This window comes from Calidifontimicrobium sp. SYSU G02091 (assembly GCF_022631395.1).
Classification (GTDB): domain Bacteria; phylum Pseudomonadota; class Gammaproteobacteria; order Burkholderiales; family Burkholderiaceae_C; genus Calidifontimicrobium; species Calidifontimicrobium sediminis.
On the sequence record NZ_JALBGB010000008.1, the window covers coordinates 31,772 to 47,340 of the forward strand.

The window sequence follows — 15,569 nt, forward strand, 5'->3', positions numbered from 1 at the left end:
ACGCAGGGCGAGAAACGGGGCCCGCCGGTACAATCAAGTGCTCACGCGCCCGTAGCTCAGCTGGATAGAGTACTGCCCTCCGAAGGCAGGGGTCGGACGTTCGAACCGTCTCGGGCGCGCCAAGCCCATCTCGCCGCACGTCGTGCGGCGCCTGGCGCCGCGTCGCCGGCGCGTCAGTCGCCATGACCACCCGATCCCTCGACCTCGCGCTGCAAGGCGGCGGCTCGCACGGCGCGTTTACGTGGGGCGTGCTCGACCGGCTGCTCGATGACGAGCGCATCCGCATCGCCGCCGTCAGCGGCACCAGCGCCGGCGCGATGAACGCAGTGGCGCTGGCCGCGGGCTGGGTGGCCGACGGGCGGCGTGGCGCGCGCGAGTCGCTGCGCCGCTTCTGGGCGCGCGTGGCCGACGGCATGCACCTCGCGCGTTGGGCCGAGGGCTGGATGGGCGCCAACCCGGCGGCGATGCTCACCGCGCCACCGCCGCTGCACGCGGCGTGGCAGATGGCCAGCCGCTGGTTCGCGCCGGCGGCCGCGGCCGACGACGGCAACCCGCTGCGCGCCGTGCTGGCCGACACGGTGGACTTCGACGCGGTGCGCCGCTGCCGCGACATCCAGCTCTTCGTCGGCGCGACGCACGTGCAGACCGGGCGGCTGCGCGTCTTCCGCGGGCCGGAGCTCACCGCCGACGCGGTGCTCGCGTCGGCGTGCCTGCCGATGCTGTTCCCCGCCGTCGTCATCGACGGCGAGGCGTACTGGGACGGCGGCTACATGGGCAACCCGCCGCTGCTGCCGCTGCTGGCCGAGTCGCCGACGCTGGACCTGATGCTGGTGCAGGTGCACCCCGAGCGGCGCAAGGCGCTGCCCGAGGGGCCGGCCGCGATCCTCGACCGCGTCAACGAGATCACGTTCCACGGCAGCCTCGTCAAGGAGCTGCGCTCGCTGGCGATCCTGCGCCGGCTGATGCACGACGAGGGCGTGGCCGGCGCGCAGTGCCGCTCGCCGCTGTTTCGCAAGGCCGACGCGCTGCGGCTGCACCGCATCGAAGGCGGCGAGCGGCTCGACGGGCTCGACGCGCCGCAGCCCTTCGAGTCGCCGTGGCAGCACCTGCTGGCGCTGCACCGCCAGGGCCATGCCGCGGCCGACGAGTGGCTGCGCGAGCGCTTCACGCACCTGGGCCGGCACGCGACGGTGGACCTGCTCGCCGAGTACCTGCACCCCGACGAGCTCGGCACCGACGGCGGCGCCGGCGCGGGCGGCAACGGCGACGTCAGCGCCCGCCGCTGACGTCGACGACGGCGCCGGTCACGTAGGCGGCGTCGTCGCCGAGCAGCCAGACGACGGCGGCGGCCACCTCGTCGGCGCTGCCGGCGCGCTGCATCGGCACGCTGGGCGCGAGCTCGCGCGCACGGTCGGGCTGGCCGCCGCTGGCGTGGATCCCGGTGTCGATGATGCCGGGGCGCACCGCGTTGACGCGGATGCCCTCGGTGGCCACCTCGAGCGCGAGGCCCTTCGTGAAGGTGTCGATCGCGGCCTTGCTCGCCGCATAGTCGACGTACTGGTTCGGCGAGCCCAGCCGCGCCGCCGCGCTGCCGACGTTGACGATCGCGCCGCCCGCGCCGCCGTGGCGCGTGCTCATGCGCCGCACGGCCTCGCGCGCGCACAGGAACGGGCCGACGACGTTGGTCGTGAACATGCGCTGCAGGCGTGCTTCGCTCATCTGCTCGACGCGCTGCGCGACGTCGACGACGCCGGCGTTGTTGACCAGCCCGTGCAGCGCACCGAAGGCGCGGTCGGTGGCGGCGAACAGCGCCAAGGCGCCGGCCTCGGTGGCCACGTCGGCGATCACGACGAGCGCGCGGCGGCCGGCGGCGCGCACGTCGGCAGCGACGGCTTCGGCCGCGGCGGCGTCGCGCCGCGCGTTGACGACGACGTCCCAGCCGGCACGCGCGGCACGGCGCGCGGTGGCCGCGCCGATGCCGCGGCCGGCACCGGTGACGATCAGGACTCGGGGGGCCAGGGCGTTCATCGCGCGAGCATAGCCCCGGGGCGGCCCCGAGGCTCGCGCATGCGGGCCTTCGGTACAGTCACGGGCTCGCGCCGCACCCGCAACCCGACACCCGCAAGGAGACCCGCATGCTGCATCGTCGTCACGTCCTCATTGCCGGTGCCGCGACGCTGGCCGCGCCGGCCGTGCTGCGCGCGCAGGCACTCGAGAAGCCCAAGGCGACGATCGCGGTCGGCGGCAAGAACCTGCTCTATTACCTGCCGCTGACGGTGGCCGAGCAGCTCGGCTACTTCAAGGCCGAGGGGCTGGACGTCAACATCGTCGACTTCGCCGGCGGCGCGCGCGCGCTGCAGGCGGTCGTCGGCGGCAGCGCCGACGTCGTCTCGGGCGCGTTCGAGCACACCGTCAACATGCAGTCCAAGGGCCAGTTCATGCGCGCCTTCGTGCTGCAGGGGCTGGCGCCGCAAATCGTGCTCGGCGTCAACCCGAAGACGATGCCCGACTTCAAGACGATCGCCGACCTCAAGGGCAAGAAGATCGGCGTCACCGCGCCGGGCAGCTCGACCAACGTGATGGTCAACTTCCTGCTCGCGAAGGCGGGGCTCAAGCCCAGCGACGTGGCCATCATCGGCGTCGGCGCGAGCCAGGGCGCGGTCGCGGCGATGACCAGCGGCCAGATCGACGCCATCAGCAACCTCGATCCGGTGATCACGCTGCTGCAGCGCGGCGGCAACCTGAGGATCGTCTCCGACACGCGCGACCCGAAGGAGGCCGAGCGCGTCTTCGGCGGCCCGATGCCCGCCGGCTGCCTGTACGCGCCGCAGGCCTTCCTCGACAAGAACCCGAACACGGCGCAGGCGATGGCCAACGCGATCGTGCGCGCCAACAAGTGGATCCAGCAGGCCGGCCCCGGCGACATCATCAAGGTGGTGCCCGAGAGCTACCTGCTCGGCGACCGCGCGGTCTACATCGACGCCTTCCTCGCCGCGAAGAAGGCGCTGTCGCCCGACGGCACGATCCCCGACAAGGGCCCCGAGACCGCGCTGCGCGCGCTGGCCAGCGTCGACCCGAAGATCGGCGAGGCCAAGCTCGACCTGAAGGCCGTCTACACGAACGACTTCGTCAGGAAGGCCAACGCGAAGTACCCGAAGGGCTGAATCGGCCGCGGGCGGGAGCCGACGTGAGCGTGCTGATCTCGCCGCCGGCGCTCGAGCTCGCCGGCGTGTCGTGCACCTTCATCAGCAAGGACGACCCCGGCCAGCGCTACACCGCGGTCGCCGACGTCGACCTGACGGTGGGCGCGGGCGAGTTCGTCAGCGTCGTCGGCCCCACCGGTTGCGGCAAGAGCACGCTGCTCAACGTCGCCGCCGGGCTGCTCGCGCCGAGCACGGGCACCGTCAAGGTGTTCGGCCAGCGGCTCGATGACCGCGTGGCGTTTCCCGACGGCATCAACACGCGCGCCGGCTACATGTTCCAGGCCGACAGCCTGATGCCGTGGCGCACCGCGCTGGGCAACGTGATGGCCGGGCTCGAGTTCCGCGGCGTCGCCGACGCCAGGGCCACCGCCGAGGAGTGGCTGCGCCGCGTGGGCCTCGGCGGCTTCGGCGACCGCTACCCGCACCAGCTCTCGGGTGGCATGCGCAAGCGCACGAGTCTGGCGCAGACGCTGGCGCTCGACCCCGACATCATCCTGATGGACGAGCCGTTCTCGGCCCTCGACATCCAGACGCGCCAGCTGATGGAAAACGAGGTGCTCGCGCTGTGGGCCGGCGACGGCGGCGAGCGCCGGGCCGCCCCAAGCGCGCCGCCGGCCCCTGCGGGGGGCGGCCGCGTAGCGGCCGGGAGCTCACGCGCTCGGAAGGCCGTCTTGTTCATCACGCACGACCTCGACGAAGCCATCGCGATGAGCGACCGCGTCGTCGTGATGTCGGCCGGGCCGGCGTCGCGGCCGATCGGCGAGTTCGCGATCGACATCCCGCGCCCGCGCGACGTCGCCGAGGTCAAGGTCACGCCGCGCTTCCTCGAACTGCACGCCGCGATCTGGGCCGTGCTGCGCGAGGAGGTGCTCAAGGGTTACGAGCAGCAGCTGAAGAAGGCGGCCTGAGCCGTTCGCGACCGCCCCGCCATGTGGAAGCACCTCCAGCCGACCCCGAAGACGCTGCGCCTGTGGCAGGTGGGCCTGCTCGCGGCGGTGTTCGTGTTCTGGCACCTGATGACGACGCCGGGGCTGGTGCCGCCGTTCATGTTCGACAACGAACGCCAGGCGGCGTTCTTCTTCGGCGAGCCGCTGAAGATCTTCGCGCGCATCTGGGCCTGGTTCGTCACCGACGCCGACATCTACCGCCACCTGTGGGTCACGCTGGTCGAGACGCTGCTGGCGTTCGGCATCGGCGCCGTCACCGGGCTGCTCGCGGGGCTGTGGCTGGCGCTGAGCCCGATGGCCAGCGCGATCCTCGAGCCCTACATCAAGGCCGCCAACTCGATGCCGCGCATCATCCTGGCGCCGATCTTCGCCGTGTGGTTCGGGCTGGGCATCGCGAGCAAGGTCGCGCTGGGCGTCACGCTGGTGTTCTTCATCGTGTTTTTCAACGTCTACCAGGGCGTCAAGGAAGTGAGCCCGGTGGTGCTGGCCAACGCGCGCATGCTGGGCGCGACGCGCAAGCAGCTGCTGCGCCACGTCTACCTGCCGAGCGCGACGAGCTGGGTGTTCAGCTCGCTGCACACGTCGGTCGGCCTGGCCTTCGTCGGCGCGGTGGTCGGCGAGTACCTCGGCAGCTCGCAGGGCGTGGGCTACCTGATCCTGCAGGCCGAGGGCACGTTCGACATCAACACCGTGATGGCCGGCATCCTCGTGCTCACTGCGTTCGCGCTCGTGCTCGACGCGCTGGTCGGGCGCATCGAGCGGCGGCTGATGAAGTGGCAGCCGAAGACGGGCGAGACCGAGAAGCTGTAGTCTGCGCTGCGCGCCTGAAGGTGCCACCATGCCCATCGCCCGCCGAACCCTGCTCGCCGCCGCCGGTGCGGCCGCGGTGCCTTTGCGGCTGAGCGCGCAGGCTGCGCCACCGTCGGCCGCCGAGGTCGCCGCGCGCGAAAAGGCCGCGCCGCCGCTGCCCGCCATCGGCACCGCGCTCGCGGTGCCGGCGGCCGACTTGCTCGACGGCACGCGCTTCGAGCCCGAGCAGGTGCGCGGCCGCGTGCTGGTGCTGTACTGGTGGGCCAGCTGGTGCCCGTTTTGCGCGCTCGTGACGCCGCACGTCGCCAAGCTGTGGCACGCGCAGCGCTCGCGGGGTCTCGCGATGCTGACGCTGTCGATCGACCGCAAGGCCGACGACGCGCGCGCGTACCTGCGCAAGCACGGCTACGACTTCCCGACGGCGCTCGTGACGCCCGAGTTCCACAAGGCGCTGCCCAAGCCGAAGGGCTTGCCGGTCACGATCGTGCTCGGCCGCGACGGCAAGGTCGTGCAGGCCGAAGCGGGGCAGCTGTTCCCCGAGGACGTCGAGGCGCTGGCGCGGCACCTCGGCTGACGCCGCGTCAGGTCAGCCGGTACACGTCGAGGATCACGCGCCGCGCCTCGCGCTGGCCGACGGCGATCGCGATCGTCTTGTTCAGGTGCAGCCACGCCGGATGACCGGTGGTGAAGCGCATCACGGTGCGGAACACGTACTCGTCGGGCCGCACCGCCTCACCGGCGGCCAAGCGTGCCATGACCTCGGGCGGGCCGTGGCGCAGGCCGGTGCTCTGCACCTCGACCAGTGCGCCGTCGGCGAGCCGCAGCACGTAGTGCGCGGCGATGTCGAGCGCACCGTCGGCGCGCGCGACCTGCCAGTCGGCGCCGCCTTCGACGATCGTGCCGTTGAGCTCCGGACCCTCGACGGTGCCGCCGCCCAGCGGCACGACGCGCCGCTCGCCGTAGGGGCCGGCACCGAGGCTGACGAGCGCGTCGACGTCGCAGGTGATGCGCGCCATCGGCACGAGCGACGGCGGCGGGGGCAGCGTGGCGCTCACTTCGCGGTCGGCATCGTGAACTCGGCGCCTTTGCCGATCGACGCCGCCCAGCGCTGCATCACGCTCTTTTGCCTGGTGTAGAAGCGCACGCCTTCCTCGCCGTAGGCGTGCATGTCGCCGAACAGGCTCTTCTTCCAGCCGCCGAAGCCGTGCCAGGCCATCGGCACCGGGATCGGCACGTTGACGCCGACCATGCCCGCCTGCACGCGGCGCGCGAACTCGCGCGCGACGTTGCCGTCGCTCGTGAACACCGCGACACCGTTGCCGTACTCGTGGTCGTTGACGAGCTGCAGCGCCTCGGCGAAGTCCTTCGCGCGCACGCACGACAGCACCGGGCCGAAGATCTCTTCCTTGTAGATGCGCATCGCCGGCGTCACGTGGTCGAACAGCGTGCCGCCGGTGAAGAAGCCGCCCTCGTGCCCCGGCACCTTCAACCCGCGGCCGTCGACGACGAGCGTCGCGCCCTCCTTCACGCCGAGCTCGATGTAGCCCTCGATGCGCTCGAGCGCCTGGCGCGTCACGATGGGCCCCATCTCGGCGTCGAGCTCCATGCCGTTCTTGACCTTCAGCGCCTTCGCGCGCTCGGCGAGCTTCGGCATGATGCGCTCGCCCACGTCGCCGACCAGCACCGCGACGCTGATCGCCATGCAGCGCTCGCCGGCCGAGCCGTAGGCGCTGCCCACCAGCGCATCGACGGCCTGGTCGAGATCGGCGTCGGGCATCACGACCATGTGGTTCTTCGCGCCGCCGAGCGCCTGCACGCGCTTGCCGTGGCGTGCGCCGGTCTCGTAGATGTATTGCGCGATCGGCGTCGAGCCGACGAACGACACCGCCTTCACGTCGGGGTGCTCGAGCAGCGCATCGACGACGACCTTGTCGCCCTGCACGACGTTGAACACGCCGTCGGGCAGCCCGGCCTGCTGGAGCAGCTCGGCCATGAACAGGCTCGGGCTCGGGTCGCGCTCGCTGGGCTTCAGGATGAACGCGTTGCCGCACGCCAGCGCGAGCGGGAACATCCACATCGGCACCATGCACGGGAAGTTGAACGGCGTGATGCCGGCCACCACGCCCAGCGGCTGGCGCAGCGTCCAGTTGTCGATGCCCGTCGAGACCTGTTCGGTGTAGTCGCCCTTGAGCAGCTGCGGCGCGCCGCAGGCGAACTCGACGATCTCGATGCCGCGCGTGACCTCGCCCTGCGCGTCGGTGAACACCTTGCCGTGCTCGGCGGTGATCATCGCCGCGAGCGTGTCGCGGTGCTGGTTCAGCAGCGCGAGGAAGGCGTTGAGCACGCGCGCACGCCGGATCGGCGGCGTGTCGGCCCAGGCCGGGAACGCGGCCTGCGCGGCGGCGACGGCGGCGCGCACGTCGTCGGCGTCGCCGAGCAGCACCTGGCGCGCGACGCGGCCGGTGGCGGGGTTGAACACATCCTGGCGGCGCGCGGCGCGGCCGGGCACGGTGCGGCCACCGATCCAGTGACCGACGTCGGAGGTGGCGGTGAAGGCTTCGGGGGCACCCATGGCGGCTGGCTCTCGCTGACGCGTTCGATACGGGGGTTGGCAGTCTAGACCGAAGGCGGGCCGGGCACCCGGCGCGGCCCATCGCCGCCGCGGGTCCGGCAAAAAAAGAGCCCGCCGGGAGGGCGGGCTGTCAAGTCCTCGGGTGAGGACGTCGTTGGGACCGGAGCTCGGCCGCCGCGCGTGCGGCGGCACACGAAACGTGACGCAATGTAAGGGCCAGCGAGCCGCGCCAGCCACCCCGCGAGCACGGGTCGCCGCCGAACGGCAGCTGTCGCCCGCCGGGCGGCACGCTGCGCCGACAATGTGGCAATGGATGCCCCGCCGTTGTCCGACGCCGAGATCGACGAGCTGCAACGCCGGCTCGACGCGCTGCCGCCGCCGCTCGAGCCGCTCGACGTGACGATGCTCGACGGCTACCTCGTCGGCGTGCTGCTGCAGCCGCGGCCGGTGCCCGCCGCGCAGTGGCTGCGCTTCGTGCACGACAGCGAGGGGTGCGAGCCGCCGCAAGGCCTGTCGCTTGAGCGAGTGCACACTCTGGTGCGGCGCCGACACGCCGAACTCGACCGCGCGATCGCGCGGCGCGACTGGTTCGACCCGTGGGTCTACGAGCTCGACGACGACGCGACGCCATCGCAGACGGTGCTGCCGTGGGTTGCCGGTTTCGCGTTGGCGATGGCTCACTTCCCGGCGTTGATGGCGCTCGACGGCGCGGCGCTGACCGAGCCGCTGGCCGTGCTGTACCAGCACCTCGACCCCGACGACCTCGAGGACGCCGACGAGCTGCTCGCCGAGATCGAGACGCTCGAGCCGCCGCGCGACCTCGCCGAGGCGGTCGAGGGGCTGGTCAACAGCACGCTGCGGCTGGCCGACGTGTCACGCCCGCGCTCCGAGCCGCGCCGGCCCCGGCCTGCTGCGAAGCGCACCCGCCGGCGCTGAGTACCGTCAGGCGGCCACCGGCACCGCCCGGCGCGCACGCGCCGGCACGTCGCCGCAGAAGCCGAACGCGACGTCGGGGCGCTTGCCGCTCATCAGCAGCGCCAGCGCCCGGCCCGAGCCGGCGCCGTGCGTCCAGCCGAGCGTGCCGTGCCCGGTGTTGAGCCACAGGTTGGCGATGCGGCTGCGGCCGATGTAGGGGATGTTGGTCGGCGTGCTCGGCCGCAGGCCCGCCCAGAAGCGCGGCGCGCTCGTGTCGGCGACGCCGGGGAACAGCTCTTCGTAGCGCTTGACGAGCGCCTGGCAGCGCACGCGCGCGGTCGGGCTGTCGAGCGAGGTGTCGTAGCCGGCCATTTCGGCGGTGCCGGCGATGCGCACCTCGTCGCCCAGGCGCGAGATCGCGACTTTGCGCGAGTCGTCGAGCAGGCTCACGGTGCTCGCGCGCTCGGGGTGCTTCAGGCGCAGCGTCGCCGAGTAGCCCTTGGCAGGGTAGACGTTCAGGCACACGCCGAGCGGGCGCAGCAGCGGCGCAGTGAACGACCCCATCGCGGCAACGTAGTGGTCGGCGGTGAGCGTGCGCACACGTCGCGTGGCGCGGTCGCGCACGCGCACGCCGACGACGCGGTCGCCGGACGGCTCGAAGCCGAGCACGTCGTGGCCGTACAGGAAGGTCGCGCCACGCTGCGCGCACAGCCGCGCGAGCTGCTGCGTGAACACACGCGCGTCGCCGCTCTCGTCGCTGGGCGTGTAGGTGCCGCCGGCGATGCGCGCGCCGAAGGCGGCCAGCGCCGGCTCGACCTTCAGCACCTCGTCGCGCGTGAGCACGCGACGGTCGACGCCGTGGCGGCGCATCAGCTCGGCGGCGGCGGCACCGGCGTCGAAGTCGGCTTGGGTCGAGAAAAAGTGCAGGATGCCACGCTCGAGGCGGTGGTACTCGATGCCGGTGCGCGCGACGAGCGCCTTCAGTGCCTCGTGGCTGTAGCGGCCGAGCGCGACGAGCTGCGCGACGTTGCGCTCGAACGCGGCGTCGGTGCACTGCGCGAGGAAGCTCAGCCCCCAGCGCCACTGGTGCGGGTCGAGCCGCGGGCGGAACAGCAGCGGCGAGTCGTCGCGCAGCAGCCACTTCGCGACTTTCAGCGGCGCCTCGGCGTTCGCCCACGGTTCGCAAAAGCTCACCGAGATCTGCGCGCCGTTGGCGAAGCTCGTCTCGAGCGCGGCGTCGTCCTGGCGGTCGACGACGGTCACTTCGTGCCCTTCGTCGAGCAGGTGCCAGGCGGTGCTGACGCCGATGATGCCGGCGCCGAGGACGATCACTTTCATCGCGGGCTCCACAAGTCGCGTGGGCACCGATTCTGCGGGTGGGCCAGCGAAACATGATCATGCATTCATGAAAATCACTAGACATTAGAATTTCTAATATGCGCGGCATCGACCCGGCCAGCCTGGACTGCCTCGCGGCGCTGGCCGACGAGGGCAGCTTCGACAAGGCGGCGGCGCGGCTGGCGATCACGCAGTCGGCGGTGTCGCAGCGGCTGCGCGCGCTCGAGGCGCAGGTCGGGCAACCGCTGGTCGTGCGCTCGCGCCCGCTGGCGCTGACGGCGGCCGGCAAGGTGCTGCTGCGCTTCGCGCGGCAGTGGCACGCGCTGCGCGCCGACATGGCGCGTGAACTGGGTGCCGCCGCGGCCGGTGCGCGGCTGCCGATCGCCGTCAACGCCGACAGCCTCGCGACCTGGGTGCTGCCGGCGCTCGACGACGTCGTGCAGGCCGGACTGCGCGAGGGGTACGGCCTCGAACTCGTCGTCGACGACCAGGACTTCACGCACGAGTGGCTGCGCCAGGGTGCGGTGCTCGGCTGCGTGACGACGGTCAGCGAGGCGCTGCGCGGTTGCGCGCTGCGGCCGCTGGGCGTGATGCACTACACCGCGGTCGCGAGCCCCGCGTTCGTGCGCGCGCACCTGCCGCGCGGCCTCGCGCGCGACAACTTCGCGCGCGTGCCGTTCCTCGTCTTCAACCGCAAGGACGACATGCAGGCGCAGTGGGTGTCGCGCGCGTTCGGCGTCGCGGCGCCGCGGCTGCAGGAGCGCTACGTGCCGTCGAGCGAGGCCTACGTGCGCGCTGCTGCGATGGGCTGGGGTGTGGGCGTCGCGCCGTGGATCCAGGTGCGCGACGCCGTCGCGCGCGGCACGCTGGTGGCACTCGCGCCGGCCGTCACGGTGCCGGTGGCGCTTTACTGGCACCAGTGGCAGTTCGGCGCGGCCGAGGCTCCGAGCCTGCTCGATCGCATCGGCACGGCGCTCGAGCGCGGCGCGCTGGCGGCGCTCGGTGCGCCTGGGTCAGTCCCCGTGGCCGACACTGCCTGAACCGCGCGGTGCCACCGGCACCGCAGGCGCGGCGGGTGCGCCGACGGGCGCCGGCGGCACCGGGCGGCCGAGCACCAGCGGCACCAGACCGTCGCGCGTCGCAGCCGCACCGCCGAGCGCGAGCCACAGCGCGCTCGCCACCGCCGCGGCGACGGTCAACCAGGTCAGCGTGGTGAGCGCGCGGCGGCCCATCGGTTGTGCAGCAGGGTGAAGGCGAGGGGGGCGATGCACGGTGCGTGCCGGCTGCGCACGCGCGGGCGGCTTGTGCGATCGGCACGACATCGCGCGACCCGCGGCACTGCGTCGCGTGAACTGTGGCGCACCCGGCGTCCTGATCCGGCCGCCGACACGCCACGTTACGCCTGACACTTCACAGCAAGGATCCACCCGTTTCCGCGCAAGGAGGCCCCGATGCCGCAGCCGACCCCGAGCACCGCCTGGTGGCAAAGGCTGCGCGCACGGCGCGCGACGCCCAGCGTTCCCGATGCCGCCGAGATGGGGACGGCCTTCGGGCTCGAGATGACCCTGCCGCCACTGGCGACGGAACCGGTGCGCCCGGCCCCCCCGCCGCGGCGCGCGTGGTGGGCGCGCGCCCGCCGGCGCTGACTGGCCGAAGACGCGGCAGTCACTGCACAGACTCCGCGTCTGGATCGGCGCGCGCGAGGTCGCATTTTGACCTCGCGGGTTACAATCGCGCGATGGCTCGGGTGTCATTCCGGCAGCAGATGCTGCAAGCGCGCGAAGACGCGATCGTCGCGGCCGTCAATCGGCTGCTGGCCGAGAAAGGTTTCGAGGCGATGACGGTCGACGAGGTCGCGGCCGAAGTCGGCATCGCCAAGGCCAGCCTGTACAAGCACTTCCCGTCGAAGGAGGAGCTCGCCGCAGCGGCGATGGTGCGCGTGCTGCACCGCGCGCGGGCGTTCCTCGACAGCGACGCGGTGCGTGCGTTGCCGAAGGCGGCCGACCGCCTGCGCGCGATCACGCGCTGGGCGATGCAGTTGCAGCTGGCTGGCGAGATGCCGTCGCTGCCGGCACAGAACTCGACGCTGCGCACCGCGCTGCTGCAGCACCGCGAGTACCTCGACAGCCTGAGCGACGTCAGCGAGCGCATCGGCGAGACGATCGTGCAGGCCCAGCGCGACGGCGACATCGACCCGAGGCTGCCGCCCGAGGTCGTGCTCTACACGCTGTACGCGCGCGCGTGCGATCCGGTCGTCTCGCTGCTCAAGAGCACCGGCCAGTACGACGACGAGCGCATCGTCGAGCTCGTCCTGAGCACCTGCTTCGACGGCTTGAACGCGCGCTGAGTGCGCCGGCGCGCACGCCGGCGCACGTGCACGCCATCAGCGCACCAGCAGCACCGGCGTCTTGCAGTGGGCCAGGACCTTGGTCGCGACCGAACCCATCACCAGATTCGCGATCGTGCCGTGGCCGTGCGAACCCATCATCAGCAGGTCGAAGCGGCCCTTCTCGGCCATCGCGGCAATCGTGTCCGCCGCGTGGCCGACCTTGTAGACGAACGTCGCTTCGATGCCCTGCTTCTTGAAGAAGGCGCGGATCGGCCGGAACACCTTCTCGGCTTCTTCTTCGTAGTACGACTTCAGCACGTCGCGGTCGAGGACGGCCGCCGCACGCGGCGGCACCGCGGGCACGGTGTGGATCAGCGTGTACTGCTGCGTCGGTCCGAGCCATTCGTCGTGCGCGGCCAGGTAGGCGAGCATGCGCTTCGTGTACGGGCTGCCGTCGACGGCGACCAGGATCTTCATGGCGTGGGCTCCTCGCTGAGTGGTTCGGGGGGACTTCTGCGGCGGCCCGCAGTGTGACACGGCGCCGCACCGGTGGGGCGCTGCCGCGCGCCGGTCACGCGAGGTCGATCAGCCGCTGCCCGTCGAAGCCCTCGCACTCGCCCTTGACGCCGATGCCGCGGGCATTCGACACGACGCGCGTCGGCGCCGCGTCGGCGTGCGTGACGAGGTAGTCGAAACGCCGGTGCACGTGCCCGTGGATCCACAGGTCGACGCCGGGCATCAGGGCGTCGTCGGCGTTGCAGAAGCTCGCCGTCGACGGCTGCATGCCGTAGCGCGGGTCGAGGCTGCGCAGGCTCGGCGCGAAGTGCGTGACGACGACGGTGCGCTCGCCCGGCTGCGGCGGCTCGACCAGTGCGTGCGCGAGCCAGCGCCGGCACGCGAGCGCCTCACGGCGCACGGCCGGCGCGTCGAACAGCGCGCCGTGCCGGCGCGCACGCATCACGTTGGCGAAGTAGGTCGCGGCGCGCACGCAGCGCTCGCGCTCCTTCGGGCCGAAGACGTCGAAATCGCTCCAGCGCACCGTGGCGAGCAGGCGCAGCCGCGTGCCGTCGGGCGCGGTCCAGCGCCAGGTCTCGCGCTCGACCAGCGTCAGGCCGAAGGCGGCGCAGCGCTCGCGCAGCGCCGGCCACGCCGTCTCGAGGTCGCGGCCGTCGAACTCGTGGTTGCCGGCGACGACGACGACCGGCACCGGCCAGCCGGCGAAGCGCTCGTAGCCCAGCCAGGTGCTGTCGATGTCGCCGGCCAGCACGAGCAGGTCGGCGCCCGGCGCCGGCTGCGGGTCGAAGGCTTCGCTCTCGAGGTGCAGGTCCGACAGCAGCTGGATGCGCATCGCGCGCAGCCGGACGCGCGCCCGGCCTCAGGCGGCCAGGCGCTCTTCGAGGCGCTGCTTCGTCGCCGTGAGCTCGGCCGGCACGCGGCTGCCGAGCTGCTCGAACAGCGCGTCGTGCAGCTTCATCTCCTGCGCCCAAGCGGCATGGTCGATGCCGATCACCGCCTCGAAGCGCTCGCGCGGGAACGCGAGGCCGGTCCAGTTGAGGTCCTCGTAGCGCGGGCTGATGCCGAACAGGTGCTCGGCGCCGCCGCCCTCGCCGCGCACGCGCTGCACGATCCACTGCAGCACGCGCATGTTCTCGCCGTAGCCGGGCCAGACGAACTTGCCGTCGGGGCCCTTGCGGAACCAGTTGACGCAGAAGATCTTCGGCAGCGTGTGGCCGCTCTCCTCGAGCCGGTGCTCCATCTCGAGCCAGTGCCGGAAGTAGTCGCCCATGTGGTAGCCGCAGAACGGCAGCATCGCGAACGGGTCGCGGCGCACGACGCCGGTGGCGCCGGCTTGCGCGGCGGTCGTCTCGCTACCCATCGTCGCGGCCATGTAGACGCCTTCCATCCACGTGCGCGCCTCGGTGACGAGCGGCACCGTCGTCGAGCGGCGGCCGCCGAAGACGAAGGCGTCGATCGGCACGCCCTCGGTGCTGTCCCAGTCGGGGTCGAGCGCGGGGTTGTTGGTGGCGGCCACCGTGAAGCGCGCATTCGGGTGCGCCGCGGGGCGCGGCTTGCCGTCGGGGCCGGGGTTGGCGCGGGCGATCTCGGGCGTCCAGTCGCGGGCCTGCCAGTCGATCAGGTGCGCCGGCGGCTCGTCGGTCATGCCTTCCCACCAGACGTCGCCGTCGTCGGTCAGCGCGACGTTGGTGAAGATCACGTCGTGCGTCAGCGACGCCATGCAGTTCGGGTTGGTGTGGACGTTGGTGCCCGGCGCGACGCCGAAGTAGCCCGCCTCGGGATTGATCGCGTACATCTTGCCGTCGGCGTGCGGCTTGATCCACGCGATGTCGTCGCCGATCGTCGTCACCTTCCAGCCCTCGAAGCCGGCCGGCGGCACCAGCATCGAGAAGTTGGTCTTGCCGCAGGCGCTGGGGAACGCGGCGGCGATGTGGTACTTGCGCCCCTGCGGGTCGGTCACGCCGAGGATCAGCATGTGCTCGGCGAGCCAGCCCTGGTCGCGGCCCATCACCGAGGCGATGCGCAGCGCGAAGCACTTCTTGCCCAGCAGCGCGTTGCCGCCGTAGCCCGAGCCGTAGCTCCAGATCTCGTGCGTCTCGGGGTAGTGGACGATGTACTTGGTCTTGTTGCACGGCCACGGCACGTCCTTCTGGCCGGGCTCGAGCGGCGCACCCACCGTGTGCACGCACGGCACGAAGTGGCCGTCGGTGCCGAGCTGGTCGAGCACCCGGCGGCCCATGCGCGTCATCACGCGCATGCTGACCGCGACGTACGCGCTGTCGGTCAGCTCGACGCCGATGTGCGAGATGTGCGAGCCCACCGGCCCCATCGAGAACGGCACGACGTACATCGTGCGCCCGCGCATCGCGCCCCGGAACAGCGCGTTCGGGCCGGTCTGCAGCGTCGCACGCATCTCGGCCGGCGCAACCCAGTTGTTCGTCGGGCCGGCATCCTCCTGGCGCTCGCTGCAGATGAAGGTGCGGTCCTCGACGCGCGCGACGTCGCTCGGGTCGCTGCGCGCGAGGAAGCTGCCCGGGCGCAGCGTCGGGTTCAGGCGCTGCATCGTGCCGGCGGCGACGAGCTGGTCGCACAGGCGGTCGTACTCTTGCTTCGAGCCGTCGCACCAGACGATGTCCTTCGGCTGCGTCAGCGCGGCGATCTCGCTGACCCACGCGATCAGCTTCGCGTGCTTGACGTGGTCGGGTGCGTTGACGGCGGCGTGGCTCATGGTGTCTCCGGAAGTCGGGGTAAGCGAAATGGGGTCAATGCCGCGGCACACGCCCCGACGCTGACCCCATGCCGCTCGGCCCGGGGCCGACGGTTACAGTGAGGTACGCCCCGACCCGCGAGGGTGTCGGGGCGTCGATTGTCGGCGCAGTGTAATGGCGCCGTAACCACCTTGACCCGGGGTCGGGCACGACCCGAACGGGCACATTTGG

At 72.0% G+C, this 15,569-nt stretch carries 17 protein-coding genes and 1 tRNA gene; 10 read left to right on the forward strand and 8 right to left on the reverse strand.

The features are described 5' to 3' along the window. The first annotated feature begins 45 nt into the window (after window positions 1-45). Both MOJ79_RS07295 and MOJ79_RS07300 read left to right on the forward strand, forming a co-directional pair. Window positions 46-122: transfer RNA gene (locus tag MOJ79_RS07295), tRNA-Arg, on the forward strand. Between the two features lie 60 nt (window positions 123-182). After that, window positions 183-1,286, forward strand: coding sequence for a patatin-like phospholipase family protein (locus MOJ79_RS07300; protein ID WP_241923544.1), 1,104 nt, complete (start codon window positions 183-185; stop codon window positions 1,284-1,286). Here MOJ79_RS07300 and MOJ79_RS07305 read toward each other — a convergent pair. Then, entirely contained in the window at window positions 1,270-2,028 is a 759-nt protein-coding gene (locus tag MOJ79_RS07305) for an SDR family oxidoreductase (protein WP_241923545.1), read from the reverse strand. The two genes, MOJ79_RS07300 and MOJ79_RS07305, sit on opposite strands and share 17 nt — an antisense overlap. Window positions 2,029-2,135: 107 nt before the next feature. Between MOJ79_RS07305 and MOJ79_RS07310 the strand changes: the two genes are divergently transcribed. The 4 genes from MOJ79_RS07310 to MOJ79_RS07325 are packed head-to-tail and all read left to right on the forward strand — an operon-like array spanning window position 2,136 to window position 5,534. Next, window positions 2,136-3,164: an ABC transporter substrate-binding protein gene (locus MOJ79_RS07310; RefSeq protein ID WP_241923546.1), complete on the forward strand. Its 1,029-nt coding sequence runs from the start codon at window positions 2,136-2,138 to the stop codon at window positions 3,162-3,164. A gap of 35 nt (window positions 3,165-3,199) precedes the next feature. Beyond that, window positions 3,200-4,111: an ABC transporter ATP-binding protein gene (locus MOJ79_RS07315; protein ID WP_241923627.1), complete on the forward strand. Its 912-nt coding sequence runs from the start codon at window positions 3,200-3,202 to the stop codon at window positions 4,109-4,111. Window positions 4,112-4,132: 21 nt separating this feature from the next. After that, window positions 4,133-4,960 (forward strand): ABC transporter permease, encoded by an 828-nt coding sequence (locus MOJ79_RS07320; protein WP_241923547.1) that lies wholly within the window; start codon window positions 4,133-4,135, stop codon window positions 4,958-4,960. 28 nt (window positions 4,961-4,988) lie between these two features. Then, a complete protein-coding gene (locus MOJ79_RS07325) occupies window positions 4,989-5,534 on the forward strand; it encodes a TlpA family protein disulfide reductase (protein WP_241923548.1) in 546 nt (181 codons plus the stop codon). Window positions 5,535-5,541: 7 nt separating this feature from the next. On the opposite strand, the gene MOJ79_RS07330 is transcribed toward MOJ79_RS07325, so the two are convergent. Both MOJ79_RS07330 and MOJ79_RS07335 read right to left on the reverse strand, forming a co-directional pair. Then, window positions 5,542-6,015 (reverse strand): DUF3237 domain-containing protein, encoded by a 474-nt coding sequence (locus MOJ79_RS07330; RefSeq protein WP_235823441.1) that lies wholly within the window; start codon window positions 6,013-6,015, stop codon window positions 5,542-5,544. Then, a complete protein-coding gene (locus tag MOJ79_RS07335; RefSeq protein WP_241923549.1) occupies window positions 6,012-7,532 on the reverse strand; it encodes a CoA-acylating methylmalonate-semialdehyde dehydrogenase in 1,521 nt (506 codons plus the stop codon). Before MOJ79_RS07335 ends, MOJ79_RS07330 begins: the two co-directional genes overlap by 4 nt. A gap of 309 nt (window positions 7,533-7,841) precedes the next feature. On the opposite strand from MOJ79_RS07335, the gene MOJ79_RS07340 reads away from it, so the two are divergent. Next, window positions 7,842-8,468 carry a YecA/YgfB family protein gene (locus tag MOJ79_RS07340; RefSeq protein WP_241923550.1) on the forward strand — a complete coding sequence of 209 codons (627 nt, stop codon included), beginning with the start codon at window positions 7,842-7,844 and terminating at the stop codon, window positions 8,466-8,468. Window positions 8,469-8,474: 6 nt separating this feature from the next. Here the strand turns inward: MOJ79_RS07340 and MOJ79_RS07345 are convergent, their stop codons facing one another. Further along, window positions 8,475-9,785, reverse strand: coding sequence for a D-amino acid dehydrogenase (locus MOJ79_RS07345; protein ID WP_241923551.1), 1,311 nt, complete (start codon window positions 9,783-9,785; stop codon window positions 8,475-8,477). 98 nt (window positions 9,786-9,883) lie between these two features. Between MOJ79_RS07345 and MOJ79_RS07350 the strand changes: the two genes are divergently transcribed. After that, window positions 9,884-10,825 (forward strand): LysR family transcriptional regulator ArgP, encoded by a 942-nt coding sequence (locus MOJ79_RS07350; protein ID WP_241923552.1) that lies wholly within the window; start codon window positions 9,884-9,886, stop codon window positions 10,823-10,825. On the opposite strand, the gene MOJ79_RS07355 is transcribed toward MOJ79_RS07350, so the two are convergent. Beyond that, entirely contained in the window at window positions 10,799-11,017 is a 219-nt protein-coding gene (locus MOJ79_RS07355; RefSeq protein ID WP_241923553.1) for a hypothetical protein, read from the reverse strand. The two genes, MOJ79_RS07350 and MOJ79_RS07355, sit on opposite strands and share 27 nt — an antisense overlap. A 219-nt stretch (window positions 11,018-11,236) precedes the next feature. Here MOJ79_RS07355 and MOJ79_RS07360 point away from each other — a divergent pair, with 219 nt between their 5' ends. Both MOJ79_RS07360 and MOJ79_RS07365 read left to right on the forward strand, forming a co-directional pair. Continuing rightward, the gene (locus MOJ79_RS07360) at window positions 11,237-11,431 is read left to right on the forward strand and encodes a hypothetical protein (protein WP_241923554.1); all 195 of its coding nucleotides are present in this window, start codon (window positions 11,237-11,239) and stop codon (window positions 11,429-11,431) included. A gap of 92 nt (window positions 11,432-11,523) precedes the next feature. Beyond that, complete coding sequence (locus tag MOJ79_RS07365) at window positions 11,524-12,132, forward strand: TetR/AcrR family transcriptional regulator (RefSeq protein WP_119292966.1); 609 nt, start codon at window positions 11,524-11,526, stop codon at window positions 12,130-12,132. Window positions 12,133-12,168: 36 nt separating this feature from the next. Here MOJ79_RS07365 and MOJ79_RS07370 read toward each other — a convergent pair whose 3' ends face one another. The 3 genes from MOJ79_RS07370 to MOJ79_RS07380 form a co-directional block, all read right to left on the reverse strand. Further along, a complete protein-coding gene (locus MOJ79_RS07370; protein WP_241923555.1) occupies window positions 12,169-12,591 on the reverse strand; it encodes a universal stress protein in 423 nt (140 codons plus the stop codon). Window positions 12,592-12,685: 94 nt separating this feature from the next. Further along, window positions 12,686-13,462, reverse strand: a complete 777-nt coding sequence (locus MOJ79_RS07375) for a metallophosphoesterase (protein WP_241923556.1) — start codon at window positions 13,460-13,462, stop codon at window positions 12,686-12,688. Window positions 13,463-13,489: 27 nt separating this feature from the next. Beyond that, window positions 13,490-15,358: a phosphoenolpyruvate carboxykinase (GTP) gene (locus MOJ79_RS07380; protein WP_241923557.1), complete on the reverse strand. Its 1,869-nt coding sequence runs from the start codon at window positions 15,356-15,358 to the stop codon at window positions 13,490-13,492. Window positions 15,359-15,569 lie beyond the last annotated feature (211 nt).

What these genes read in the sequence shown, in the direction of transcription:
- MOJ79_RS07300 (WP_241923544.1), top strand. Translation starts at nt 183, where the DNA reads ATGACCACCCGATCCCTCGACCTCGCGCTGCAAGGCGGCGGCTCGCAC.
- MOJ79_RS07305 (WP_241923545.1), bottom strand. Translation starts at nt 2,028, where the DNA reads ATGAACGCCCTGGCCCCCCGAGTCCTGATCGTCACCGGTGCCGGCCGC.
- MOJ79_RS07310 (WP_241923546.1), top strand. Translation starts at nt 2,136, where the DNA reads ATGCTGCATCGTCGTCACGTCCTCATTGCCGGTGCCGCGACGCTGGCC.
- MOJ79_RS07320 (WP_241923547.1), top strand. Translation starts at nt 4,133, where the DNA reads ATGTGGAAGCACCTCCAGCCGACCCCGAAGACGCTGCGCCTGTGGCAG.
- MOJ79_RS07325 (WP_241923548.1), top strand. Translation starts at nt 4,989, where the DNA reads ATGCCCATCGCCCGCCGAACCCTGCTCGCCGCCGCCGGTGCGGCCGCG.
- MOJ79_RS07335 (WP_241923549.1), bottom strand. Translation starts at nt 7,532, where the DNA reads ATGGGTGCCCCCGAAGCCTTCACCGCCACCTCCGACGTCGGTCACTGG.
- MOJ79_RS07340 (WP_241923550.1), top strand. Translation starts at nt 7,842, where the DNA reads ATGGATGCCCCGCCGTTGTCCGACGCCGAGATCGACGAGCTGCAACGC.
- MOJ79_RS07345 (WP_241923551.1), bottom strand. Translation starts at nt 9,785, where the DNA reads ATGAAAGTGATCGTCCTCGGCGCCGGCATCATCGGCGTCAGCACCGCC.
- MOJ79_RS07350 (WP_241923552.1), top strand. Translation starts at nt 9,884, where the DNA reads ATGCGCGGCATCGACCCGGCCAGCCTGGACTGCCTCGCGGCGCTGGCC.
- MOJ79_RS07355 (WP_241923553.1), bottom strand. Translation starts at nt 11,017, where the DNA reads ATGGGCCGCCGCGCGCTCACCACGCTGACCTGGTTGACCGTCGCCGCG.
- MOJ79_RS07360 (WP_241923554.1), top strand. Translation starts at nt 11,237, where the DNA reads ATGCCGCAGCCGACCCCGAGCACCGCCTGGTGGCAAAGGCTGCGCGCA.
- MOJ79_RS07365 (WP_119292966.1), top strand. Translation starts at nt 11,524, where the DNA reads ATGGCTCGGGTGTCATTCCGGCAGCAGATGCTGCAAGCGCGCGAAGAC.
- MOJ79_RS07370 (WP_241923555.1), bottom strand. Translation starts at nt 12,591, where the DNA reads ATGAAGATCCTGGTCGCCGTCGACGGCAGCCCGTACACGAAGCGCATG.
- MOJ79_RS07375 (WP_241923556.1), bottom strand. Translation starts at nt 13,462, where the DNA reads ATGCGCATCCAGCTGCTGTCGGACCTGCACCTCGAGAGCGAAGCCTTC.
- MOJ79_RS07380 (WP_241923557.1), bottom strand. Translation starts at nt 15,358, where the DNA reads ATGAGCCACGCCGCCGTCAACGCACCCGACCACGTCAAGCACGCGAAG.